The organism is Larkinella terrae (assembly GCF_009668025.1).
Lineage (GTDB): Bacteria > Bacteroidota > Bacteroidia > Cytophagales > Spirosomataceae > Larkinella > Larkinella terrae.
Genome location: NZ_WJXZ01000014.1, coordinates 185,287 through 210,403, shown reverse-complemented (window position 1 = coordinate 210,403; position 25,117 = coordinate 185,287). Strand labels below are relative to the sequence as shown.

Genomic DNA, 25,117 nt, shown 5'->3' with positions numbered 1-25,117 from the left:
ATTGAATACCGTAAACTATTTCAAACCGGTCTTTCAAACTGCGGTTATTCCTTCAGTACTTTCAGTGTCACCGATCGGGAACCGCTGGTGGCTTTCAGCATGAATACCCCCGACGATTGATTTTTCAGGCTCAAGATCTGCCTTTCGACCGCAGCGGCTTGCTCCACCAAATGCTCCGTGATTACCTGTCCACTGGTATTCGTCACCTGCAGCCGCACCGACTGACCTTCCACTCCCCGCACTTCTACCTCGACCGCATCCCGGTTTGTAGGATTACCCAAAATGACCACATCAAGCTGATTTGGTGTCGATTCTGCCGATAAACGACCCGATGGAGCGCATTTAAACAGCATCGGAGATCCTTTCAACGTATACCTGCTGTTCTGAACTTTGGCGCTGATCTGGTGGTTTCCGTTGTCTTTGATGCTTGCCGGAGTCGGAAACACGTAACCGTGATTTCCGTTGCCTTTCTGAGCATCTTTCAAATCCTGGCGATAGTTCTTCGCTTCAATGGTTCCGATGGAAATACCGTCCGAAAAGAATTCCACCATCAACGGCATATTGGGTTTGTTGCGATCCCAGACCCAACCCCGCATTTCCTGACAGTTAACCACCGACAAATACCCTTCAAATTCCCCCGTCACCACCGGTGGCGGAGTCGTGTTCCCCGGATTTACTGCCAAGGTGAAATTAACGGGCGTAGTATTCGTGCCGTCGCTTGCCGAATAGGTCAGTACATACCAACCGGCCATCCCAACGGCCGCCGTGCCGATGATGGTACGGTTACTGCCCGTAAAACCCAGACCATCAGGCAACCCAAATAGTGAATAGGTCAACGACTGGCTTTCCGGATCGGTGAACACTGGTAATGTAACACTAAAAGGCATACCAATCGTTGTTGACAATGGATTGGTCACTGGCGCAATGGGCGGCTGATTAACCACCGGAGCAGGAATTAAGACAAATTCGATAGTGACTTGACTTTTAGCTCCTTGGTTGTCGGTAGCAGAATAGGTCAAAATAAAAATGCCGCTAGTAGTGGAGATTCCACTGATCAGGCGAGTAGCAGCGGTAAAACTTAACCCGCTGGGCAAACCCGTCAATTCGTGGTTCAAGGTTCCATTTTCCGGGTCAATAAAAGCCGGTAAGTTTAACGAATAGAAATAATTAGTCGACGTTGTTATGTTACCAGGGATTGTCGTTGGGGCAATAGGCGGCTGGTTCACCGGTCCGCCGGTTCCCTGGCAGGTCAGCGGTTTGGGCGGATTTTTCAGTTGGAAGTTACTTCCCGCTACCCGGGCCGTAAACTGATGCGGTTGCCCATCTTTCAGATTGGCCGGAATGGGAAAAGTGAAAGCATGTTTGCCATTGCCTTTTCCCGCGTTGAGCAGATCCTGCCGAAAATTACCGGCGGGAATCGTAGCGATGACTGTAGCCCCGTCCAGAATATCGACCGAAATAACAGTATTGCCTTTATCGCGATCCCAGGCCCAGCCCCGGAATGTTTCACAATCGACACCGTAAACAAATCCGTCGAAATTGCCGGTGGCAGGGCTGATTACGACGGACGCAGTTCCTGACGGACTCACGCAATTGCCAACGGTGCAGGTTGCCGAATACACCAAAGTGCCGACGGCGGCCGTAGAGACTGGAATCGTTGCGCCCGTGCCTTTCGCATTATTCGGCCCCGCCCAGTTAACCGTTCCACCTTCGCAGCCGGAAACGGTGAGTGAAACCGAAGACGCGTTTTGAAAAACCGGTTGTGAAACACCAGTTGACAGCGCCAATGTTGGTGCTGGCATGGTATTGCTACCCGGCTCGTTGTTGCAGAAAGCGGCAAAATTGCCGCCACCGGGCAGGCCGGGATTGTTGCCAAAACTAACGTTTTTACCACAAAGCGTTAGCAATGATGACGGGAAGCAACCACTTAATTTATTGTTATTCAGGAAAAGAGTTTGCAGTTTGGTCAAATTTCCAAGGCTGGCCGGTATCGCTCCAACGAACTGGTTGTCGTGTAAATATAAATTTTGAAGCTTAATGAGATTTCCCAGTGTGCTGGGGATAAAGCCACTCATTCTGTTTTTATAAACAGAAAAATACTCCAGTTTGGTCAAATTCCCTAAACTGCTGGGAATGCTACCGCTTAGGTTATTGTATTCCAGAAAGAAGTATTGCAGATTGGTTAGATTTCCCAGGCTCGCCGGTATTTCCCCGCTTAGTTTATTGCTGGATAAGGAAAGATATTGCAGATTCGTTAGGTTACCCAAGCTATTAGGGATTCCTCCGATCAACTCATTACTATACAAGGAAAGATCAAGGAGATTGGTCAAGTTGCCGAAGCTGGCCGGAATCTCACCACTTAACTGATTGGTACTCAAAAGGAGAGTTTGTAGATTAGTCAGATTCCCCAGACTGGCCGGTATATTTCCACTTAATTTATTTTCATATAAACTTAGCTCTTTCAGATCGATAAGATTTCCCAGACTGGCCGGTATATTTCCACTTAATTTATTATTGTTCAGGTAAAGTTGCTGAAGGTTGGTTAGCTTCCCTAACTCGGCAGGTATCTCCCCGCTTAATTCATTACCGAATAGATAAAGTTCCTGAAGGTTGATCAGTTTCCCCAAGCTCCCCGGAATTGTACTACTTAATTTATTATTCAGCAACAGGAGCTTCCTCAGATTAGTCAGGTTGCCTAAGGCACCGGGAATGGAGCCACTCAATTGATTACTAAGTAAATTAAGTTCCTGTAAGTCAGTCAGGTTACCCAGGCTGACTGGAATTCCCCCACTTAATTGATTGTTTAGCAGGTAAAGTGATCGCAGTTTGGTTAAATTTCCCAAAGTAGTGGGAATCTCTCCACTTAATTGATTAGTGACCAATTCAAGAGTTTGCAGTTTTGCCAGATTTCCCAGACTGGCGGGAATCAATCCGGTCAACTGATTAAAGCCCAGGTTCAGATTCCTTAATTCTGTCAAATTTTCTATCGTAGCTGGAATGGACCCTGTTAAGCTATTATTTTCCAGATTAAGAGAAGTTACCCGGTTATCCGTACATCCAATCCCATACCATCCACAGGGGTTATTATCCGTCAACCACTTATTTGAATTCTTCCAGCCGGGGCCATTCGTAGCATTATAAAACGCAGCCAGTGGTGCGTAATCCGGATGAGGGTCGGCACCAGCAAAGGCCAGGGATGAAATCAGTAGCCCAAGGCTGATTAGAAGCGAACGGAATAGTTTAGTATTGGCCGGTGATTTACGGAAAAACCGCACGGTCTTTGAATGGGCCGCCAGTGCCAATCCGTTCATTACGTTTGGGTAAAATTGATGCATGTACAGAAGTGAAATAAGTGGTTAAAGAGGAAAATGCGATTTTAGAATATATACACCTCACCGGCGTACATATACGTCACCGATGATGCGTGGCATGTAGTATGCAAACAGGTGATTTAAGACATAACCCGACTGAATTGGGAATACAATCTGGAGGGAAAATGATAAACGGATGCATCCCGCACAGTTGAAAACGGGCGCGTTGAAATCCAGTAAAAAACCGGGGAAAGTGAAATCATCAGGACAGCGGATAGGAGAACGAATAAATTACCTAGCGATATTTTTATAGTCACTAAATAATTACATATGAGTTATTTTTTGATTTTGTAAAAATATAAAAACACAAGTAAAAAATACTACAATTTCAAAAAAGAAAGCACTGCCATTTTATTACTTTTCCTAAAAGAAACCGGCTTTCACTTTCTCGTTTTTCCACCCGGTTTCTTTTTATTTCTTCACCAGCGACAGAATAAACAGCACCAAACCGCCAATAAAAAGGATGGCCGAAAACAAAATGGCAAAAATTAGCAGGAAACCTTTTGAGCCAGTTTTGGGCATCACCAGCAGTTTATCATTTTCTTTAAATCGGGTGATATCGGTATTAATCATCCGGAAATTTCCGGGTTGATCAATGGCAAATTCGGCAATGGGAACAATCCGGTTTCCCAACATATCTTTCCGCTGCGATAACAGGTTGACAAACGCCTGCACCGGAACAGCTTCTCCGGCCGATAAGTCGGACAACTGAAAGGGAATATTGGTCGGAATAATTCCGGAAATCGACGGCCGTTTAACCGCAATTTCGTAGGCGCCGGGTTCATTTAACGGAAAGTCAAAAACCGGTAGCTGGGTCGACCATTCAATTTTAATTTTGGTATCATAAACCGCAATCATCTTCCCGATACTTTTGATGAGCAGGACGGCGCCCGCAATTGCCAGAACGGCAAATAAAAAAGTCGACCAGAGGGGGAACATGACTATGATTACGGTGATTAAAATGATGATAATACTACCGGTTCTGATTAAAATTGGAGTGGTTTTCCCTGTTCGGGGAAGATCAATTTTACTTTTAACGCATTCGCTTCTTGGAGCTGTTTTTTAATAGTCGCTTCGTTCGTACCCGCCGGTTTCATGTGCGTGATGACTACTGGAAAACCGCTCAGCGAACCCGCGCCGGTCAGTTTGCTCAAAGCTGTTAGTTCATGCATCAGCCAGTTGGGCGTCAGGTGGCCGTAAAGCTGATTGTCCGGCTGCTCGTTCGGATACGACACTTCGATAAAAATGGCCTTGAGGGATTTCGACTGCACCAGCGGCTGAATAGCCTGCCAGAGTTGGGCCAAGTTTTTAGATTTTTCGATCAGATCCGGGCCGGTATCGCCCAGATACAGGAGGCAGTTTTCGCCCTTTTTGATCAGAAAAGCCGCACTTTGGTACGGTAGGCCGTGGCTCAGCGGAAACATCCGAACGCTCATGCCGGTCGATTCGATCGGCGTCTCGGTGTTCGGCGCCAAAACCGTATAGCGGTATTTGCTCAGGGCCGGGGCGTCACCTTCGTTGGCGAGATTGGGCCAGCTTTTCCAGTTGAAATAATTGTTTTTGAGCACATCAATGCAGGCCGACATGCCGTAAATCGGTTTTTTGGCGTCTTCAGTCGAATTGATAATCAGGCCCGACAAATGATCGAGGTGGGCGTGGCTGATCAGGTACGCTTTGATGTATTCTTTGAGAACGGTTTCCGTGCCGACTTTAAAGACCTGATTCTGAACGGCTTTTTCAATTCCGGCGTGAATCGTTCCGGCATCGAGACAGATGAACTCGTTCGTTCCCTGCGGAGCCAGCAGATAGGCCGACAGGTTGCTCTCGTCAATACCGCCTTTTACGCCCAGCGGAACCACCTGAAATGAGATCGCAGGCGGTTTTTGGGCAACGATAACAAGGCTAATTGGCAGCAAGAAAACGAGGAAAAGCGATCGGGCGAGCATACGGCGGGGTAGTTACACCCTTAAAACTATTGATTTTCCCGCACCAATTCAAGGCTTCACCCGATCCCACCATTTTCGCACCTGTCCCATCCAGTCGGGCGACTCCAGCAAATGTGGATGGCGCAGGACTTCCACCACCTGCCGGGCCGTAAACCGGCGGTCGGGCGAAACCGTCAACAGCCTGTCAATCAGACGCTCACTGGCTTTCGAAAGGTTGGGATTCAGTTTGCGGGGTGCCAGGTAATCCGCTTTCTGAATCCGGCGGCTGATTTCGCTCAGCGTGCTGCCCCCAAACGGCGACTGGCCCGTCAGCATTTCGTACAGCAAAACGCCCAGCGCCCAGCAGTCGGACGCCGAACTGCTCTGCCCCGAAAACTGCTCGGGAGCCATCGACGAGGTCGTTCCGATCACGTAGCCCTGGTGCGTCAGTTTGGGGGAATTGGCAAACCGGGCCAGTCCAAAATCCAGCAATTTCGCCTTTCCCTGCCGGGCAATTTTGACATTTCCCGCTTTCAAATCCCGGTGCACGATGCCCCGGTGGTGCAGGTAATCCATCGCCGAAGCAACCTGCGCCAGCAGATTCCAGGCTACTTCTTCGGACAACGGACCGTTTTTGCGGATGTATTGCTCGATGGTCGGCCCTTCAATGTATTCCAGCACCAGGCAGGAAAGGTTGTTTTCTACAAAAAACTCGTAAACCAGCGCAATGTGCGGATGCCGGAGCGACGCCTGAACGGCGGCTTCGTTCCGGAATCGCTCGGCCTGTTCCACCCGGCTCAGCATTTTGATGGCCACCGTTCGTTGCGTGGCGGCATGGTAAGCCTGATACACCTCCCCCATCCCGCCCGAACCGACCCATTGGGTTAGTGTATATCCTCGTATCGGCTGATTCATCGTTGTAATTAATTGAAAACAAATCTCTTATTACCCCAAAACCGTAGCTGCCAGCCGCGTCAGGTTCATCGAGCGGGCGTTGGAATCGATGATGTCGCGGTACAAACCGCCTTCGCGGTAGAGCGATTCGTGGGTCCCTTCCCCAATCACCTCCCCTTCCTGCAAAACGTAAATCTGGTCGGCGTCCATGATCTGGCTGATGTTGTGCGAAATGATCAAAACCGTACGGTTTTGCTTGATGGCGTCCAGACTATCCTTGATTTGCTCCGTCGTGATGGCGTCGAGACTGGCAGTTGGTTCGTCGAGGAGCAGCACCGGCGGGTTTTTCAGGAAAAGCCGGGCAATGGCAATCCGCTGCTGCTGACCACCCGACAAGGCCCGGGCTTCGGTCTGGTAGCCGTTCGGCAACTGCATCACCTGATCGTGCAGGCTGGCCCGGCGGGCGGCATCCACCACCTCTTCAAATGGAGCGTCGAGCTTGCCGTACCGGATATTTTCTTCGACGGTTCCGGCAAAAATGTGGTTTTTCTGAAGAACCAGCCCCACGTTTTCCCGAACAAACTCACTGTCGTAGTCCGACAGCGGCTGGCCATCGAGCAAGATACTTCCCTGCGTCGGATCATAAAACCCGGCCAGCAGATTCAGCGCGGAGCTTTTTCCGGCCCCCGACAACCCCACCAACGCCGTAACTTTACCCGGTTTCAGTTCGAGATTGATATTCTTAAGTGCCTGTTTGCCATTTGGATACACGAAATCCACGTTCCGAAGCGCAAAATGGCCCTGCCAGGCAGCGGTTTTTAACGAACCGCGCTGGAGCAGGTAGGTGTTGTTCTCGATCATATCGAAAAACCCTTCGGCATACACCAGCGCTTCGGTGTATTCGTCGTAGATGCGGTGCAGGTGCCGAACCGGGGCCGACACGTTGTTGAACAGCATGATGTGGAGCAGAATGGCACCGACGCTCATCTGCCGGTTCAGCACAAAATAGATCGTGACGACAAAAACCAGCACAATGCCCAATTGCTCGGCCACGCTTTTTAGTCCGTCGAACAGGTAATTGGTGCGATGATGCCGAATTTCGTTTTCGGCCAGGCGGTGGTTCAGATCGTGCTGGCGGCCCTGTTCGTAACCCTCCCGAACGAACGATTTCACGACAAAAATCGACTCCAGCAACCCGAATAGCGCATTGGCTTTGTTTTCCCGGATTTCCTGAATATTCCGCCGAATCTGCTTCTGGCGGTGGGTTTGTTCGCGGCTGATGTAGGCGTAAACCGGCAACACCAGCGTAGCCACAACCCCAACCCCGACATTCTTGTTGTAAATCAGAATCAGCGCAAAGGCGGCATTGGCCAGCATCGGAACAATGTCGACAAACAGGTTTTTGACAGTTTTCGTCAGGCTGTCGATGCCCTTGTCGATGCGCTTTTCGAGCTTCCCGGTCTGGTTCTGGCCGAGGGCAAAAAACGAGAGGTGATAGGAAACAATCCGCCGGATCGTGTAATCGTAGAGGTCGGCGGCCATGCGAAACCGGATGCGGTCGCTCAGGAATTTCTGACCCAGTTGCACCAGCAGACTCAGCAGTTCCTTCGCCAGCAAAATGGCGACTAACGTACTAACAACCCAGCTTACCTCCTGTTTATCAATGGGTTTCTTTAATAAATTCTGCACGGTATTGACCGTATATTCCATCACCAGTGGCGTCACCTGGGCGAGCAGGGCCCCGATGGCCGTCAGCAGCAGCGCCAGCGCGAGACTACCCCGGTAGGCCCGCACAAAAGGCCACAATTTTCGGATCAAAACGAAGGTATTCATCAGATCATCTGGCGGATAAATTCCTGGGTATTCAGTTTGCCGTCGGTTTGGTAGTCGTAGAAAAGCTCGGTCATCGACGCAACGATGTGCGGATCTTCGGTCAGGAAAGCCGTCAGTTTAGTCGCCCGGCCGCTCGTGCTCGAACCGCTGCCGAGAATACAGACGCAAAGGCCGCGGTAAATACCCGGTTTATTTTCGCGGGGGGCACTGATGAACAGTTGAATGGGCAACGTCTTATTGGCCTTCGTCACCCGGATGCCCAGCTCCTGCATTTCCCGAATGGCCTGCGTATGTTCCGAATACAACTGGTTCACCAACAGAGCTTTCGGCTCAGTGGGTTCGGCAGCCGACGACGGAATCAAAAACCGGTTGTGATGCGGCACGCTATCGGTTTGGCTCAGCAGCGCGTTACTGCCGGGGCGGTAGGTTTCCACTGAAACGTGTTCATTGATGACTTTGCCGAGGTATTTCAGGAAAGCGTGGCTGGCCCCTTCGTTCTGGTCGTTGAGCGTCACAAACTCGACGTGGGCGTCGCTGCCCATGTTCTGCAAATAAATGGCGGCTCCTTTCAACTTGTTCTCCACGTCCGTACAGTCGCGCTGCAAACCTTCCGCTTTCCGGGCGTAGTCAAACTGGGTCGCATTCCGAAGTTCGTGCGGTTTCAGATCGGCGTGTTTGGCAACGTAATCCATGCGGAATGGCGCAATACCTTCCACGCGGGCCGTATTGGACAGCACGAGCAAATCATTCCCCTGCGTCTGCGCCGACTCCACCACCCGGCCAATGCCTTTCAGCACCTCGTCGGGGCCTTCCATCAGCAATACTTTTTCGTTCACTTTGCCGCTTACGTCGATCATCAGCGTGTTGAGCGACTGCGTGGCCTGCACCAGCAGATTCGTCTGCGTCTTAATGTGGTCCATCTCCTGCTGATTCAGCCGTTCTTTCAGCCGGTTGGCTTTTTCGGTCGTAACGGTTACATACAACCCGATGAAAATCCCGACGATCCCGCCCAGCAAACCGGCGATGTCGAGTTCGCGGATGTACTTGTCGATACCGGGATTGAAGTAGGCCCGCCCGTCCGACCATTTGCCGGTTGCCGGATCAATCTGGAAATCAGACAGGTAATGCGTTGTATCGTGGAAAACATAATACCATTTCAGCCCCAGTGAAATGAACAGTGCCAGAAAAGGAATCATGAAAAACGCGGTGAATAACAACGGATGATTCCGGATAATGTCGTAAAGAACCGTAAAAAAACCATCGTTTTTGGGTTCGGTTTCGGCAGTACGAACCGGTTGAGAAGCAGAAGTAGACAGTGCAGCTTGCATGTGGGCCTTTGTTTGAATGATTGACATCACAAAGGTCCTGTCTGGCGGTTCTGCGTTCAATCCGCAAAGACCTACATTTTGGCTACAGGAAAACCTATAGTTTCGCCGTATAGGTTTGTTATCGAATGAAAATGAAGGATTTAGTCCGACGCGAATGCGATGACGGACGACGACCGATCAGCCGTGGAGCGGTCGTCCGAAAGGATTTATTCTCCGTACCCGGTTTACGTGCGGAGACCAGGAAAGAAATGGATGAGCTGGCAAGAAGGCCGCGAGTCTGTTCAAAAAGTCAGCTACCAACTAAGCCTCCCGGCACCGGAAATATCCGGTGAATCGGGTAAAAACGGGCCGGTTTGAAAAAAAAGCAGGAGTTGTCTTAACGATTTCCAAAAACAACGCTCAGGTTGCCCACTTTTTTGAAGAGCTTCGAACAGAACTCTTGCAGGGGTCCAAACACGAATTCGCTCCAGCTTACTGATGACCGGCGGTTTTTCCCCAATACGGTTTTGAGCGTGTTATTCCGGCGTTTGAAATACACCAGATAATCATCATCTACCCGAACGATGGAAAGTGTGTCGTTTTTGTCTACCTGATTGGTGGTGATCAGGGCGGCTAAATAGGCACGTGCGTCGTCTTCGCTATCGGTGTACGTCAGGTTCGTGTTGTTGCCATCATAATGGACAACGATGTAATCTTTCATGATCGAATTCGGTGTCAAATACCGGTTTGCAATATTAAACAAAACTAAGTATTTGTACGCATAAAAATTTGACAATTTTTTATGCGTACAAAAAAATTGTTATTTAAAGGTAGCCGTCACCGTCGATTGATTGAAGCCCGCGAAGCAACCTAAGCCTCCCGTAATCGTATTGGGTAACAAAACCGGTTCGGCAAAGGGATTACCGTCCGACTTTTTTTGCAGTTCCAGAGCCTGATGATACTTATAATAGGCTTCATCCACATTGAGTAAGGTAGCTCTGACAAACGCCCTGTCATACAGGTTCGGAAAGGTTATTTTGTCGGACACCGGCAGGGCGGTAGAGCTCTGATTCAGGAAGCCCCGGCACGACTCCAGAACCCGGCCATTGTTTGCCTGATCCGACAGCAAAGTGCCCGCTTGTCCCAGTGATTCGAATACAACCGGCGTGGTTTCGGGTTTGGGCTTCGCACCGGCTTCGGACTTACAGGTGGGGCAGGATTTAGCGTAAGTAAAAATACCAACTGTCTGGTAATAGTTAGTCATGGCAGATACATCCTGCCAGTAATACCGGACAAAGTATTGCTTCTGATTAGTCGCATCACCGACCGAATCGAGCCGTACTTTTTGCAGGACTGCGGGCTGGGGAATTGTGCAGGAACCGGAAGCTTTCAGGCCATCCGGCGTTTGGGCCGTCAACTGGTACGTCTCGCCCGCCCGAACGGGAAATTTCTTCGCATCGACCTGGTAGTAGTCGTTCTTGCTATTGTAGGTCAACTGAACCGACCGGTTTCCGGTTTCCAGCACGACTTTGGCGTTTGCTACCGTTCCATAATTCGTGGTGTAATTCGCATCGGCAATCGGGCGGGTGATGTTCACTTTTACGGCCAAAACCGTATCCTGAGGAGAAATGAACCCAATGATAACCAGCTTTTTAGCAACCTGGCTTAAACCAGCCGGTTCTACTTCCTGCCGCATGCTCTGACAGCCGGTGGTGAATAATGCAATCAGCAGAGATACTACGTAAATCCGTTTCATGAATGTATGTAAATTAAGATAGGACAGATGTATTTGTAATCGGGCAATGGGTACTTATCAAAATTTAAAGGTATAGCTAACGGTGGGTACTACCGGGAAAAGTGAATACCGGTAAAGAACCGATTTCGACGGTTTATTGGCGGTTTCGACTTTTCCCTCCAGCGAGTAATAAAATGGATTTTGCCGGTTGTACGCATTGTAAACACTTAATTCCCAAATACTTTCACGCGATTTCCTTCTGACGTGATATTGCAGGTTCAGGTCCAGCCGGTGGTAAGGCTCGGCCCGGAAACTGTTCTTATCGCCGTAATCCTTCACGTTCCGGGTATCGGTAAACGGGCTGGCGGTTGGGTTGGAATGATCCAGGTTGTTAGCGCTCACGGAATAACGCGATAACGGAACCGTCAGGGCCTGGCCGGTTCCGTAAACCCACGTACCGGATAAGGTTATACGTTGGCTCAGTTCGTATATGCCAACGATTGAAAAGTCATGGCGACGGTCGTAGCGGGGGAAAAATTTACGTCCTCCGTTCAAATCCGCAAACTGCCACTGCGTCCAGGACAAAGTGTACCCCAGCCAGCCCGAAAACCGACCGGTTTTTTTCTGCAGCATCACTTCGGCCCCGTACGACCATCCTTTTCCGGCCGTTACGTTGTCTTCCCAGCGGCTTTTTTCGTTCGTCGTGATGGAAGCGGGAAGCAGAAAGCTGGCGCCTTCTTTATAACTGATGTTATTCGTCATTGATTTATGGTAACCTTCAACAGTCAGCGCAATGTCGGCGTTGACATCTTTTACCACGCCAAATGCAAACTGCTCCGATTGCTGCGGTTTGACGCGATCGGTGGTCGGAACCCACAGGTCGGTTGGCAAACCGATGCCTGTACTCGACAGCATGTGCACATATTGATTCATTTGGGCGTAAGCCCCCTTGAGAGTCCAGTCGGCCGGGAGCTTGTAGGCAACCGCAAGGCGGGGCTCCGGCCGGAGGTATTGGGCATTTTTGTGATAAAAGTGGCTCAAACGCAGACCGGCCTGAATGCGCCAGCGACTCGTTGGCTGCCAGAAGTCTTCGGCATACGCACCGGATTCCAGGACGTTAACAGGCTCCGCAACCGTCGACAAATTGCTGGTTTCCGAAGCCGAAACGGCCGACACAACCGCGCTGGGCGTGAACCGATGCGCGGTTACCTGAAAACCAAAACGAAGCTGGTGTTTCGAACCGGCATACACATCCAGGTCGTGTTTCAGGGTGAAATCCCGGATGCTGGAGAGATAATCAAGTCGAAAAACCGGATTGTTCGACCCCGTCGTGGTAAAGACGTCTTCGTTGGAAACCCGCATCCGGTATTGACTGAAAACGGCCGCCGTGTGGCCGGATACGCGGTTGGAAAACCGGTGCGTCCAGTGGAGCGTGCCGGTAGAATTGCCCCAGCCAAGTCCGGATTCCAGCGCACGACCATTAGCAGTCCGCTGGCTGGTGAGCTGGTCAGCTCCCGTGTAGCCGCTGAGATATAGCTGGTTACGCGGTCCCAGGTTGAACGAAAGTTTAGCGTTATAATCCGAGAAGCCCGAACGCGACGGAATGCCCGATTCCGGCCCCGGCGACACCAACTGGGTCAGCAAACCCAGGTAACACTGGCGGGCCGACACCAGAAACGACGCCCCACCTTTTTTCAACGGGCCTTCGAGCGTAAACCGGGAAGCAATCAAGCCCAGGCTGCCGGTTCCGTGCAGGTGATTTTTATCGCCCTCTTTCATTCCCATTTCAATCACGGACGACAACCGACCGCCGTAGCGCGCCGGAAAACCGCCTTTGGTCAGTTCGACACTTTTCAGGGCATCGCCGTTAAAAACCGAGAAGAACCCGAGCAGGTGGCTGGGGTTGTAAACCACCGCTTCGTCGACCGTAATCAGATTCTGATCCGGCCCTCCGCCCCGAACGTAAATACCGGCATTCCCTTCCGAACCTTTCTGAACGCCCGGCAGCAACTGAATTACTTTCAGTACATCTTTTTCACCCAACAGCGCCGGAATTTTATTCAACTGAGCGATGGGAATTTCAACGCGGCTGAGTTGGGCATTATCACTGTCCTTTTGCCGGGACGACTGGCTTTTAATCGACACTTCCGTCAGGGTCTGACCGGGTGTCATATAGATATCTACTGTCTGATTATTAACCGGAAAAATAGTGCGGGTAACCGCTTCATAACCAACATACGAGAAGACAATGGTCAGGCTATCTTTTGCCCGGGCGGTTAGCGTGTAGAAACCGGCTTCATTCGTGACCGCGCCTGTCTGATGGCCAGGCACATAAACATGAACGCCCGAAAGAGGCTGCCGGTCACCTGTTTTCCAGACAGCGCCCGATACATTAACCAGGGTTTGCGCAGTCACCGAAAGGGTGGCGAGAACCAAAAAAAAGCTTGCAAGAGTACTAGTTGCCTTCACAATGTCAGTAGATAAATAACTAAGTAATTTTACTTATTGCAAAGTAAATACTTTATCAGACACGTTGAGTAACTATTAAACAAAAATAATAAATTTAATATAACTTTAAGCTGCTTTCAGGAAACATTTTTCTGCGTAACTAGTTGTCTATCAAACTTTTTTACCAAAACAGGGAAGTAGATAAATTTTGGTTGGGTAAAATTTTAATGTAGAATTAATCTTCTATTTAATCGGACCCGCACAAAAAAATTACCGTTTTCATTTTAAATTACTCAATAAACGAAGAATTAATCAATGAGTATTATTTTAAGTAGATTGTAAACGTTGGTTGTGTTAATAACCACCGCAGAGTTACATCTTCAACAGGCTGTAAAAGATGCATTGGATCCGGTTTTTTGCGTTAAGAACGCGACCGGTATTTGAAAGAAGAATAGATAAACCACTCAATCACTTTTCAGCGTGATTAATTGTCCGGGCAGTAATTCGGGGTTAATATTGTCTGACAAACGGTTATATAGAGCTATTATTAAAACCGTATGATTGAGTTTACTTTTTTAACAAAAATGATTTTTTAGAGTCTTGTAGCCTTTTTTCATCCTACCCTCGTCTTAACATTCCAAGCTCGCTCCAGTAATAGTTGTTTATTTATGTTGGTTAATTGCAACCGCCTATACTGAGTCTGCGAGATTTCAATGAATTCATAATGTCTTTAATTTACCTTACTTATTTTATTTGATTACTTTTTACGCTCAACGTGTATGATCAGTCTTGAATCCAGGGTCTATCCCCTGCCTCCTTATGTCAAAAGCCCACCCAAAAAGGCTCCTACATCGTATGAATCTGGTGGAAAACGTCTTTTTGACCTCTCACTTACGCTATTAATTTCTGCTCTTATTTTCAGCTGGCTGGTGCCGCTTATTGCGCTGGCAATTGTGCTGACTTCGCGAGGTCCTGTTTTTTTTGTCCAACTCCGCACGGGTCGGTACGGGCGCCCCTTTCGCTGTCTGAAATTTCGTATCTCGACATACAGGGTGCGCTCGGGTTACCGCCAGGCCCCCATACGGGAATCTGAGTTGACGGCTGTAGGGCGGTTTTTGCGTCGGACTCACCTGGATGAGCTACCCAATTTTTTCAATGTTCTGACCGGAGACATGAGCCTGGTTGGCCCCCGTCCGAACACGCTTCAGGTCGATGCGCAGTACTGGACCGTGCCCGGCTATCGCCAACGGCAAACCGTTCGGCCCGGCATTGTCGGACTGGCCCAAACCCGCATTCAGCCGACCGAATCGGCGGATCTCACCCTAAAACCGCACCAGTTTCGGTACGACCGCTGGTATATCCGGCGGCATTCCCTGCTCCTGGATCTGAAGATCTGCTGGTGGGCAATGACCGGATCACTGAAGCGTGTCAGTTAACGGTATACATCTTCATATTGTCTATTTATCAGACATTAAATGTAACTGTAGCAGGCAAAGAGTAACACAATGGCATAGAGTTTGCTAACGTTATTGAAAGCTTATGCACTCAACGTTACATACATGAATATAGCACGTACCAGCATTAAAGTTAGAGACCGCAGGGGAAGAGCTGTAACCATTTCTGCCAAACAAATCCTCTTTTTTGAAGGCTGGAGCAATTACAGCCGGATTTTCCTGAGCAAACAGAACGGTTTTGTATCCAGCTATACCCTGAAAGAGCAACAGGAATATCACCCGTCTTTCTGGCGTATTTCCCGATCACATTTGGTTAATCCGGAACACATTGTCCAAATGGATTTGCACGACATGCACAACAGCTGGGTTGAATTATCAGACGAAACCCGGTTACCGGTCAGCCGCAGACGAGTGAAATCCATCGTCACGCTGTCTAAATATTTTAACCTCGCGCTGGCCTGATTACGCAACGGCAACCCCAGTCCAGCATCGGCCTGCGCGGCAGTAAACCGTCATCGGATGCGCTATGATTTTTTGATTTACTCAACGATTAACTGAAAAACGGGCACGGCCTGGCGCGCTGATTTCCGACTGCCCAACGGCGCAGCGCCGGAGTTACCGCCAGGCTGTTGCAAACCCCTCTCTGACCCTGACAGTGCCCTTTCTAAGCCCGCGCACGCAAGGCGCCATGGATTCTTAAAACTCTTCCCGGCCGCAAAAAAACCGCTGACTCACTAACGTATAAGGTAGTCCGCCAGAGCGCACGAGGGGATCAAAAGTAAAACGAATACGATAACCAGGTTGACGATTTCTTTACTAGTCAATTATTACTCAACGTGTAATATAAAAATGCTGAATAGGTATCACTGGTTTTATTACCGGCTGCGATCCTTGTCTACGGCAGAAGTTCGATTTCGACTTCGACAGTATTTACAGCGGCAGACGGATAAACAGCTGGTAGGTTGGAAAGCAACCGTTACGCTTTCCTCCTGGCCAGATAGTGTATTAGCCATTCATACCGACCATTTGCCGACTTTGACGTTTCCGCTTGAACATAAAATATTTGATCATACGCTCGACTATAGCTATCCGATTGACTGGCATCTCGATATTGGTACCAACAAGCGTTTTCCGCTCACGTATACCCGGGAAATCAATATTCACAACGAAGCCTACGGCAACGCCAAATACGTCTGGGAAGTCAACCGGTTTTTATTTCTCCCGGTGCTGGCCCTGCGCTACCGAAACACGGCCGATCCGCGGGAACTGAGCCGGCTGATTGCCATTATTTCGTCTTGGGTGAAAGCAAATCCTTATCTGACGGGCGTCAACTGGTACAGCAACATGGAAGTGAATATCCGGCTGATCAACTGGTTTGTCTGCTGGAACATTTTGGATGCGTCCGTGCTGGCCAAGGCGGACCCGGTTTTTCAACGCTTTGCCGAATCGATCTGGCTTCCGATTATCTACCAGCACTGCACCTACAGCCGGAATAATCTGCCCCTGCACGCAGCCGCGAACAACCAGCTAATTGCGGGCTATGCCGGTTTGTTTATTGCCAGCTCCTTCTGGAATTTTCCGGAATCGGTGGCCTGGAGTGCCTTTGCCAAAACCGGTCTTGAACAGGAAATGCAGCGGCAGCACAGCCCGGAAGGCATCAATCGGGAAGAAGCCGCCGATTACATCCAGTTTACGGCCGATCTGTTCCTGATTGCGTATGTCACCGGTTTGCGGACAAAAAACCCATTTTCAGCCCTGTATCTCAATCAGTTGGAAAATATCTTTTCGTACATCGGCCATTCACTCGACGAGCAGGGAAATTTCCCGCAGTATGGCGACGAAGGAATCGGCCGGTTGTGGACGCTCAACGAGCAGGTACCTTTCAACAATTTTCGGTCGTTGCTAACCTCGGCGGCCATCCTGTTTGGCGACCCGGTTTCCAAACAGCGATCCAATGGATTCGATCTTAAAAACCGCCTGCTGTTCGGCAACGAGGGACTTCAGAAGTTCAACAGCATTTCCGCGAAGGAAACCACGCTGAGCAGCCGGTTTTACCCCCTGGAAGGGCATTATATATTACGGAAACAGGAAACCGACAAGAACGAAATTTACATCCATTTCAACGCGGCTCCGCTGGGCTATCAGGCATCGGCCGCCCATGGCCACGCCGATGCGCTGTCGTTTATCATGCACATCGACGGGCAGCCGTTTTTCGTTGATTCGGGGACTTATTTCCAGCACGCGTCGGACTGGCGCCGGTATTTTGTCAGTACCCGCGCCCACAACACGGTTTGCATCGACTACCAGAATCAGGCGTATCAGGATGAGGACCTGCGCTGGCTGAATCATTACGACGTCACGATTCAGAAAGCGGAATCGAACAAACATTCCGACGAAATCAGTGCGTCCCACAATGGCTATAATCGGATTGGCTGTTCGCACCAGCGGCAGATGGAATTCGACAAGCTGACGAACCGGCTGCTCATCCACGATCAGATCGACAGCAAGCACGGCAGTAATCATACCGTTGAAGTGCTTTTCCACGTTCACCCGTCCGTTCGGTTCCGGGCCAAGAGCCGCAACCATTTTGTGTTGTCGCACCCGCAAACGAAGCGGCTGGTGGTTTTGCAGATCGACCCGTCGCTGCAGGTCGAGGTTGTCAACGGGCAGATGCACCCGACGCTGCTGGGCTGGTATTCGTCAGAAATTTATCAGAAACAGGCTACCTGCGTTTTTAGAGCTTTCCTGACCACCGGAGCGGAAAAGCGGGTGGAATTAAAACATCAGATTATGGTGCAATCCTGAGCGGTTAAAACCGGCTCAGCGAGCCAATTGATAGTGAAGAAAGTAACATGGATAGAGTAATTCAGAAAAAAACCAGTCAATTGACTGGTTTTTTCTTTTTATAACCTGATATTCTCTCCGGTCAGCACGACACTAATTGCTTAGTTGCCATACAGTAACCGAAAACCTTTTGTAGACATCTGCCGGGCAATGTCCGGTGAAACAACCAAAAATGCGTTTTTATCTTTGGCAACGATCTGCACATTCTGGCCTTCCATGAAAAATTTGTTGGCACAACCGATCGCCTGTTGCAAACTCGAAAAGCAGGATGTCAACGGGTTACGTGAGAAATTAGGTGCCATCAGATTCGATACATTATTGATTGTATTCATTTAAGTACATTTATCGGTAAGACGTATCAAAGATAAATAACTAAAATTTTATTAAGTAATAATACTTATGAAATTTATTATTCGGTAGCAAATTTAAGGCTAATAAACCGCTCTAATTGAAAAATTAGCAAACAAATCTGCAATACTTAGAAATATTTTCGCATTTTATCAGACATTCGCTTACCAATTAAATTACTTGTTTTTTTACAATTTCTACTCAAAAGTGCGCCCCCGGCATGCTCCATATAAAAAGCCTGTCCTCAAAGAGAGCAGGCTTTCCTAACTTGTCCAGGTTATTGAATTGTTGTTTTTATCGCATCATTGCTTCAATAGTTTCATGGTGCGTCGCAGTCCTTCTCCCCGCTGAATCTGCAGGAAATACAGGCCGGAGGGCAAACCATACGGCTGAACGTTCAGAATGGCTTTTCCGGGCTCCAGTTGCGTATCCTGATCCGAAATCAGGGTTTGACGTCCGGACGGCGAAATAATCGAGAAACGATACGGTGCCATCGGGGTCAGTTGCTCGTTCGACTCGCCCGGTAGCGTAACCGTGATCTGATCCTGGAACGGATTCGGATACACACCCCAGACCGTCGAAGCCGACTCATTGTCAGACATCGCCGTGGTAGCGCTTTCCCGCTTACCCGAAGCCGCCTTGACGGTAAAGGCAATCACCCGGGTGACCATCTGGTTGCTCGTTAAATTCGTCCCTTTGTAACCTATCAGCTTCAGCGTGTAGGTGCCCGGAATCAGCGGAACGCTACCGTTGTCACCGCAAAGCGCCCAGGGTGCAAAGTTCTCCTGGAACAGAATGGTTTTGGGGCCTCTCAGCTCAAACCTGCCGCTCCCAATTTTCGATTCAACCTCGAAGAAGACGTTGACCATCTCCGGCAAATTGTTCGCGTAGAGCACATCTCCATCGTTCAGATCCTGAATATAGTTCTGCGGTTCGGGTCCTTTGCCGGCCTTGTAGAGCTTCATAATCACGTTTTCCTTGATGGTAAGATTAAACGTGACCGTTGTCGTAGCCGATTTGTTGTCGACGGCTTTTACGACAACCACCGAGTTTTTGGCGGCAACCGGTGAACCACTGAGCACACCCGTCGAACTATTGTAGGAAATCCCCGCCGGTAACAGAAGGACATCGACCGAGACAACGGTACCGTCCGGATCGGTGAAATGCGACTTCCCGATGGTATAGGAGAACGGAATGCTGGCCGTACCGGTCAGGTCCGGGATGGCTTTCACCAGGACCGGAGGCTGATTGGCCCCGGTTGGCGCGGAATTCACCGTTAGTTTGAACGTGGTTGAAACCGTCAGGCCCAGGTTATCGGTTGCTTTTACCGTCACCGTCGCCGTAGTTGCCGTCATGGGTGTTCCGGTGATGACTCGGGTACTTGAGGTGAAATTCAACCCGACGGGCAAACCGCTCACGATTTCTACTTTCGCCACGCTGCCATCGGGATCACTGAACACGCCCGCGCCAATCGTATAGGTAAAGCCCACACCAACGGTAGCGGTTTGATCCGGAATCGTCTGAGCGACAACGGGTGGCAAATTCGGAGCTGGGTTCACCGTCAGTTTAAAGGTTGTCGAAACCGTTGCGCCCTGGTTGTCGGTTGCTTTCACCGTCACCGTGTTGGTAACTACCGCAGTGGGAGTTCCGCTGATGATGCGGGTGTTTGCGGCAAAGCTCAGCCCGGCGGGTAAACCGCTCACAATCTCTACTTTCGCAATCGTGCCATCCGCATCCGTAAACACACCTGCGCCAATCGTATACGTAAAGCCCTGGCCCACCGTAGCGGTTTGGTCCGGAATCTTCTGCGCAACCACCGGTGCTACATTGGCCGCCGGATTCACCGTCACTTTGAAGGTCGTTGAAACCGTTAAGCCCAAATTGTCAGTCGCTTTCACCGTCACTGTCGACGTAGCTGCGGCCGTTGGCGTACCGCTGATAATCCGCGTGCTCGGGGCAAAGCTCAGTCCGGCGGGCAAACCACTCACGATTTCGATTTTCGCGATCGTTCCATCTTGGTCCGTAAAGACGCCCGCGCCAATCGTGTAGGTAAAGCCCTGACCGACCGTGGCGGTTTGGTCTGGAATCGTCTGAGCGACCACTGGCGCCACATTCGGAGCCGGATTGACCGTTAACTTGAAGGTCGTCGTCGCTGTCGCGCCCTGATTATCAGTCGCTTTCACCGTAACCGTTGTCGCGGATGCCGCCGTTGGCGTACCGCTGATCATTCGGGTGCTCGGGGCAAAACTCAGTCCGGCGGGCAAACCGCTGACGATTTCGATTTTCGCGATCGTTCCATCTTGGTCGGTAAAGACACCCGCGCCGATCGTATACGTAAAGCCCTGACCAGCCGTAGCGGTTTGATCCGGAATCGTCTGGGCCACCACCGGCGGAACGTTTTCGACCACCGGGGCCGGATTCACGGTCAGTTTAAAGGTTGTCGAAACCGTTGCGCCCTGATTGTCAGTCGCTTTCACCGTCACCGTCGTCGCGGATGCCGCCGTTGGCGTACCGCTGATAATTCGGGTGCTCGGAGCAAAATTCAGTCCGGCGGGCAAACCGCTGACGATTTCGATTTTCGCGATCGTTCCATCTTGGTCGGTAAAGACGCCCGCGCCGATCGTGTAGGTAAAGCCCTGACCAGCCGTAGCGGTTTGATCCGGAATCGTCTGAGCGACCACCGGGCCCACATTCGGGGCCGGATTCACCGTCAATTTGAAAGTCGTCGTAACCGAGCTTCCATCGTTGTCGGTTGCTTTGACCGTCACCGTCGTTGTGGTTGCTGCCGTTGGCGTACCGCTGATAATTCGGGTGCTCGGAGCAAAACTCAGTCCGGCGGGCAAACCGCTGACGATTTCGATTTTCGCGATCGTTCCATCTTGGTCCGTAAACACACCCGCGCCGATCGTATACGTAAAGCCCTGACCAGCCGTAGCGGTTTGATCCGGAATCGTCTGGTCCACCACCGGCGGAATATTATCGGCAGGCGGAGCCGGATTGACTGTTAACTTGAAGGTCGTCGTCACCCAGCCGCCGTGGTTGTCGGTCGCTTTCACCGTCACCGTCGAAGTCGTTGGGCCGGTAACCGCTCCCGCCATCATCCGCAAACCACTGGTTGGAGCGTTGGGCGTTCCGCTGATAACCCGAATGGGGGTTACGTACGTCAAACCGTCCGGTAAGGTGCTGACAACCTCTACTTTCGTGATGACACCATCTAGGTCGGTGAACACGTTTTCGCCAATGGCATACGTAAAAGGTTGTCCCACAATCGCTATCTGATCCGGAATGTTCTGAACAACCACCGGCGGTTTATTTTCGGCGGGCACCACGATCAGTCGGAAACTTACCGTGGCCGTGGCCCCATCGTCATCCGTAGCGGTTACAACTACCGTAGCTGTTCCGGGAGTGGTCAATGTGCCGTTGATCGTGCGGGTGCTTTGGGTATACCCCAATCCGGCCGGTAAACCGCTGACAGCAAGGCTGACCACACTACCATCCGCATCCGAGAACGTTTCGAGCGGAATCTGGAAGTTAAACGACTGACCTACCGTCACCGTCTGATCCTTCGGAGCCTGAACAATGGCGGGCGGCAGATTTGGCACCGGTTTTTGGGGAGCCGGATCGATCGTAATTTTAAAGGATGTCACTGCCGTTGCACTCAGTGCGTCGGTTGCTTTTACCGTCACGGTTGCCACGCCCGCAGTTGTCGGTGTGCCGCTGATTACCCGGTTACTTTGATTGTACGTTAACCCGGCGGGCAATCCGCTCACCTGAATACTGCTCAGGTTATTATCCGGATCGGTAAAGGTGCCGGCCGCAATGGTAAAGGCAAAGGGCTGATCGACCATGCCCGACTGGTCGGCGATGGTCTGAGCCACCACCGGCGGACGGTTTGCGGGAGCCGCCGTAACGACCACTGTTACCAGCGACGGGGTATAACCGCCCTGTCCGTCCGATACGATCAAACTGGCCGTAAACGTACCAATCTGGCTGGGCGAACCGCTGAAGGTGCGGGTTGCCTGATTATAGGTCAAGCCAACAACTCCACCGGTGATCGCGTACACCAGCGTTTGACCATCTTCGTGCGAAAACTCCGGAATTGTGTAGGTAAATGGCACATTGACGTACGCATACTGAATGGGAATGGGCGGCCCTACCGGTGGATTATTGGTCGGATCCGTTATCTGGGCCGTACTCAATGGGCAGTTCAGCGTCATGGGCGAGCCCTTCAAATAGTAATCGGAATTTTCGACCCGCATGGTAATGACGTGCGGTTTATCGTCCTTAATACTGGCCGGAATCATAAATTGATAGCCGTGGGCGCCGTTGCCTTTTTTGGCAGCCACCAGGTCCGGCCGGTTGACGTTTGCCGTAAACGTAGCGATAACGTTCAAGCCATCAAGAATTTCCACGGGCATGGGTGTATTGGGTAAATTACGATCCCAAACCCAACCCCAGATATCTCCCTCGCAATTGTATTTATCCAGATAGCCTTCAAAATTCCCGGTCCGTTTGGTCGGCGGGGTGGCTTCCCGAATCGTGAGTTGCAGCACGGTAGACGATGTAACCTCCAGAGGGTCAGCGGCCGTATAAGCTAATACATAGACCCCGACGGAGGTTGGCGTACCGCTCAGCGTATTGGTTTCCGCCGAATAGGTTAAACCGGGCACAATACCCGCCAGGCGGTGAAGTAGCGGCTGATTTTCGGGGTCCCGAAACGAAGGCAATGCATACGAAAAGCTTTTTCCTACCTCCCCGATTTGCAGGGCGAGGATCGGCGCAATCGGCGGCAGGTTGGTTCCGATGAGGTCCGTAACCGTTATCCGGAAGCTCCCGGTAACCGTAGCGCCCAGATTATCACGAGCCGTGAGCGTTACCAGCGTTGCTTCCGCCCGGGTTGGTGTTCCGGTAAATTCACCCGTGGCACTCTTCCACTGGATTCCCTGCGGCAAATTGCTGGCCTCGACGGAAACAATCGATCCGTCGGAATCCGTAAAGGCCTGACCAATCGAGTAGCTAAACGGCTGACCCACTGTCGCCGACTGATCGGTGAGCGAGACACTCAAAACCGGCAGGCTGTTGATAATCGGCGGTTCGTTCCGGAGCAAATCTTCGTCAATTTCAATCCGCACCGGTTTTTTTCCGTTCTGATTGTAACGCGTTCCCCAGCGCTCCTGCGCAATGGAGTACGACTTCAGAATGTCCGATAATTTATAGCCAATGGCGGTACCCGCAGTTTGTACCTGCGTAACCGGCTGATTCAGCAACCCGTTGTTAACCACCATCTTGATCAAATCCGTCAACTTTTGCCGGGCGTCCATACCGCCAAAATTGGCCAGCGTCAGCATTTTTGCACCGTGTTCGTAACACTGCGAAATCTGCTCGTAATATTTATCCACCGACACCGAGTTGTGGAACATCCCGTCCACGGCGTTGATCAAAAACGCGCCCGGTTTCAGGTTGGTCCGCACCACGTCCATCGAAAACCGGTGGTTATAATCCGGTCCATCGTTAAACTTCAGTCCATCAGCCGACTGGCCCAGGCTCTTGAACGCGAAGGTAGCCCGCAGACCCGACAGACGGTCCCACACGCAACCGTGCTGGTTGACCACCACAATCGAGGGATCGATTCCCTTCACCGTGCTGTTGATTTTTTCGATAAAGCCCTGTAATTGGCGGTGGCGGAAGACATACCAGTCCTCCCCCCGAACGCCCGTCTGGGAAGCGTACGGATCGGCGGGATTGTTGGCAGGCGGCATCACCCGGCCCCACTGACTGTAATCGGTTCCCCAGCGCTGGTTCAGTTGGGCCAGGCTGAAACGAGCCTGCAGATACTGCCGGTAAGCCGCCAGTTCAGACACACTGTAATCGTACGGAACGACGTATTTGTTACCCGTTGGCGGATTGTAAACCGGTGAATATTCCGACTCCAGTGCGGGCGACGAAACCACCGAGAAAAACAGCAGCTGCCCCTGATCCTGCAGGTAACGGTAGCGGTTTACGGCTTCCCGCACGAATTCATTGGCCCGGTCGACGGTCCGTTTGTGGGAAAATGAGAACTGAATAATTCCCTGGTTGGTGCTCCGGGAACTGTCGGCCGCCTGCATGGTTTCGTGAACGCCCCAGAAACCGCCCAGCCGGTCGGCATCACGGCCAACGTGTACACGCAGAGCGATTTTGAGGCCCAGCCGTTGGGCAGTCTGGATGTGGGAATCGACCACATCCCAACCGGGAGCGCTGTTGATATTGGGATAAACGCGGTCCCAGTTGATCGTAATTTCGACGGCGTTACAACCGCTGGCGGCCGAATTTTCGATGCGTTCATCATCGATTCGGGCGTTCGTTTCGAAATTGAAAATGGTCAGACCAATGTAGCGCTGGCCGTCGATCACCGGCGGAGCAAACCGCCCTCCCCTTGAAGAATTGGAGGGCGAATTGTCATTCGGACCAGCCACAGCAACGTGGAAAAATACAACCAGAAGACATGCTGCTTGAATGGCATTCTTCGCAATTTGCACATAGAGTTTTAAACCCGGGATGCGGACAGGTAAATTTGAAATCATAATAACGTTGAGCAATTTTAAATGTGATCCAACAAAAGAGTATTTTGAACCCATACCCTTTTTCAATCTCTTACACTTCACACAACCTATTCATCGTTATTGAACTATGGTCGTAGTTATTTAAGCTATTCACTCTTTTTGTCTGATAATCTTTCAAAGGTTTGGTTCGAAAATGAGCTATGCAAAAGCGATGCCAACGAAACGATTTGTTATTTTTTGGTATAATATTGTGTAATTCAATTATTTACACTTTTTTCGCCTTGATTTATAAAATTTAGAGAACGGTTTCTACTTACCGGAACGACAGTACTATTCAATGAATTAGCTTTTTTACCGAATACCGTAATTCTTTTTTTGGCACGCTAAAATTGCAGCCCAGGCGGGGTTTGAAAAAG

14 protein-coding genes and 1 pseudogene are annotated in these 25,117 nt (G+C 50.6%); 3 read left to right on the top strand and 12 right to left on the bottom strand.

Features of this window, described 5'->3' with window-relative positions; translation table 11 throughout:
* Positions 1–44 precede the first annotated feature (44 nt).
* The 10 genes and pseudogenes from GJJ30_RS32410 to GJJ30_RS22895 form a co-directional block, all read right to left on the bottom strand.
* Entirely contained in the window at positions 45–1,907 is a 1,863-nt protein-coding gene (locus tag GJJ30_RS32410; protein WP_229313360.1) for a putative Ig domain-containing protein, read from the bottom strand.
* 33 nt (positions 1,908–1,940) lie between these two features.
* Positions 1,941–3,311: pseudogene (locus GJJ30_RS32685) on the bottom strand (leucine-rich repeat domain-containing protein); the annotation flags it as partial.
* A gap of 471 nt (positions 3,312–3,782) precedes the next feature.
* Positions 3,783–4,310 carry a hypothetical protein gene (locus GJJ30_RS22930; RefSeq protein WP_154177533.1) on the bottom strand — a complete coding sequence of 176 codons (528 nt, stop codon included), beginning with the start codon at positions 4,308–4,310 and terminating at the stop codon, positions 3,783–3,785.
* 47 nt (positions 4,311–4,357) lie between these two features.
* The gene (locus GJJ30_RS22925; protein ID WP_154177532.1) at positions 4,358–5,317 is read right to left on the bottom strand and encodes an MBL fold metallo-hydrolase; all 960 of its coding nucleotides are present in this window, start codon (positions 5,315–5,317) and stop codon (positions 4,358–4,360) included.
* Positions 5,318–5,365: 48 nt separating this feature from the next.
* Entirely contained in the window at positions 5,366–6,211 is an 846-nt protein-coding gene (locus GJJ30_RS22920) for a serine/threonine-protein kinase (protein WP_154177531.1), read from the bottom strand.
* A 30-nt stretch (positions 6,212–6,241) separates the two neighbouring features.
* Positions 6,242–8,023 (bottom strand): ABC transporter ATP-binding protein, encoded by a 1,782-nt coding sequence (locus tag GJJ30_RS22915; protein WP_154177530.1) that lies wholly within the window; start codon positions 8,021–8,023, stop codon positions 6,242–6,244.
* Positions 8,023–9,351: a hypothetical protein gene (locus tag GJJ30_RS22910; RefSeq protein WP_154177529.1), complete on the bottom strand. Its 1,329-nt coding sequence runs from the start codon at positions 9,349–9,351 to the stop codon at positions 8,023–8,025. Before GJJ30_RS22910 ends, GJJ30_RS22915 begins: the two co-directional genes overlap by 1 nt.
* Positions 9,352–9,727: 376 nt before the next feature.
* Complete coding sequence (locus GJJ30_RS22905; protein ID WP_154177528.1) at positions 9,728–10,051, bottom strand: hypothetical protein; 324 nt, start codon at positions 10,049–10,051, stop codon at positions 9,728–9,730.
* Between the two features lie 99 nt (positions 10,052–10,150).
* The gene (locus GJJ30_RS22900; RefSeq protein ID WP_154177527.1) at positions 10,151–11,086 is read right to left on the bottom strand and encodes a DUF4249 domain-containing protein; all 936 of its coding nucleotides are present in this window, start codon (positions 11,084–11,086) and stop codon (positions 10,151–10,153) included.
* 57 nt (positions 11,087–11,143) lie between these two features.
* The gene (locus GJJ30_RS22895) at positions 11,144–13,480 is read right to left on the bottom strand and encodes a TonB-dependent receptor (protein WP_310588368.1); all 2,337 of its coding nucleotides are present in this window, start codon (positions 13,478–13,480) and stop codon (positions 11,144–11,146) included.
* An 812-nt stretch (positions 13,481–14,292) separates the two neighbouring features.
* Between GJJ30_RS22895 and GJJ30_RS22890 the strand changes: the two genes are divergently transcribed.
* The 3 genes from GJJ30_RS22890 (at position 14,293) to GJJ30_RS22880 (ending at position 17,772) form a co-directional block, all read left to right on the top strand.
* Complete coding sequence (locus tag GJJ30_RS22890) at positions 14,293–14,949, top strand: sugar transferase (protein ID WP_154177525.1); 657 nt, start codon at positions 14,293–14,295, stop codon at positions 14,947–14,949.
* A gap of 123 nt (positions 14,950–15,072) precedes the next feature.
* Positions 15,073–15,429 carry a LytR/AlgR family response regulator transcription factor gene (locus tag GJJ30_RS22885; protein ID WP_154177524.1) on the top strand — a complete coding sequence of 119 codons (357 nt, stop codon included), beginning with the start codon at positions 15,073–15,075 and terminating at the stop codon, positions 15,427–15,429.
* A 387-nt stretch (positions 15,430–15,816) separates the two neighbouring features.
* Positions 15,817–17,772 (top strand): heparinase II/III family protein, encoded by a 1,956-nt coding sequence (locus GJJ30_RS22880; RefSeq protein ID WP_154177523.1) that lies wholly within the window; start codon positions 15,817–15,819, stop codon positions 17,770–17,772.
* A 140-nt stretch (positions 17,773–17,912) separates the two neighbouring features.
* Here the strand turns inward: GJJ30_RS22880 and GJJ30_RS22875 are convergent, their stop codons facing one another.
* The gene (locus GJJ30_RS22875) at positions 17,913–18,143 is read right to left on the bottom strand and encodes a hypothetical protein (RefSeq protein ID WP_154177522.1); all 231 of its coding nucleotides are present in this window, start codon (positions 18,141–18,143) and stop codon (positions 17,913–17,915) included.
* Between the two features lie 318 nt (positions 18,144–18,461).
* Positions 18,462–24,614 carry a putative Ig domain-containing protein gene (locus tag GJJ30_RS22870; RefSeq protein WP_170299260.1) on the bottom strand — a complete coding sequence of 2,051 codons (6,153 nt, stop codon included), beginning with the start codon at positions 24,612–24,614 and terminating at the stop codon, positions 18,462–18,464.
* Between the last annotated feature and the right edge of the window lie 503 nt (positions 24,615–25,117).

Bases quoted from the DNA above. Each gene is read 5' to 3' on its own strand.
- GJJ30_RS22905 (WP_154177528.1), bottom strand. From the start codon at position 10,051: ATGAAAGATTACATCGTTGTCCATTATGATGGCAACAACACGAACCTG.
- GJJ30_RS22875 (WP_154177522.1), bottom strand. From the start codon at position 18,143: ATGAATACAATCAATAATGTATCGAATCTGATGGCACCTAATTTCTCA.
- GJJ30_RS22930 (WP_154177533.1), bottom strand. From the start codon at position 4,310: ATGTTCCCCCTCTGGTCGACTTTTTTATTTGCCGTTCTGGCAATTGCG.
- GJJ30_RS22880 (WP_154177523.1), top strand. From the start codon at position 15,817: ATGCTGAATAGGTATCACTGGTTTTATTACCGGCTGCGATCCTTGTCT.
- GJJ30_RS22890 (WP_154177525.1), top strand. From the start codon at position 14,293: ATGATCAGTCTTGAATCCAGGGTCTATCCCCTGCCTCCTTATGTCAAA.
- GJJ30_RS22910 (WP_154177529.1), bottom strand. From the start codon at position 9,351: ATGCAAGCTGCACTGTCTACTTCTGCTTCTCAACCGGTTCGTACTGCC.
- GJJ30_RS22920 (WP_154177531.1), bottom strand. From the start codon at position 6,211: ATGAATCAGCCGATACGAGGATATACACTAACCCAATGGGTCGGTTCG.
- GJJ30_RS22915 (WP_154177530.1), bottom strand. From the start codon at position 8,023: ATGAATACCTTCGTTTTGATCCGAAAATTGTGGCCTTTTGTGCGGGCC.
- GJJ30_RS22885 (WP_154177524.1), top strand. From the start codon at position 15,073: ATGAATATAGCACGTACCAGCATTAAAGTTAGAGACCGCAGGGGAAGA.
- GJJ30_RS22925 (WP_154177532.1), bottom strand. From the start codon at position 5,317: ATGCTCGCCCGATCGCTTTTCCTCGTTTTCTTGCTGCCAATTAGCCTT.
- GJJ30_RS22900 (WP_154177527.1), bottom strand. From the start codon at position 11,086: ATGAAACGGATTTACGTAGTATCTCTGCTGATTGCATTATTCACCACC.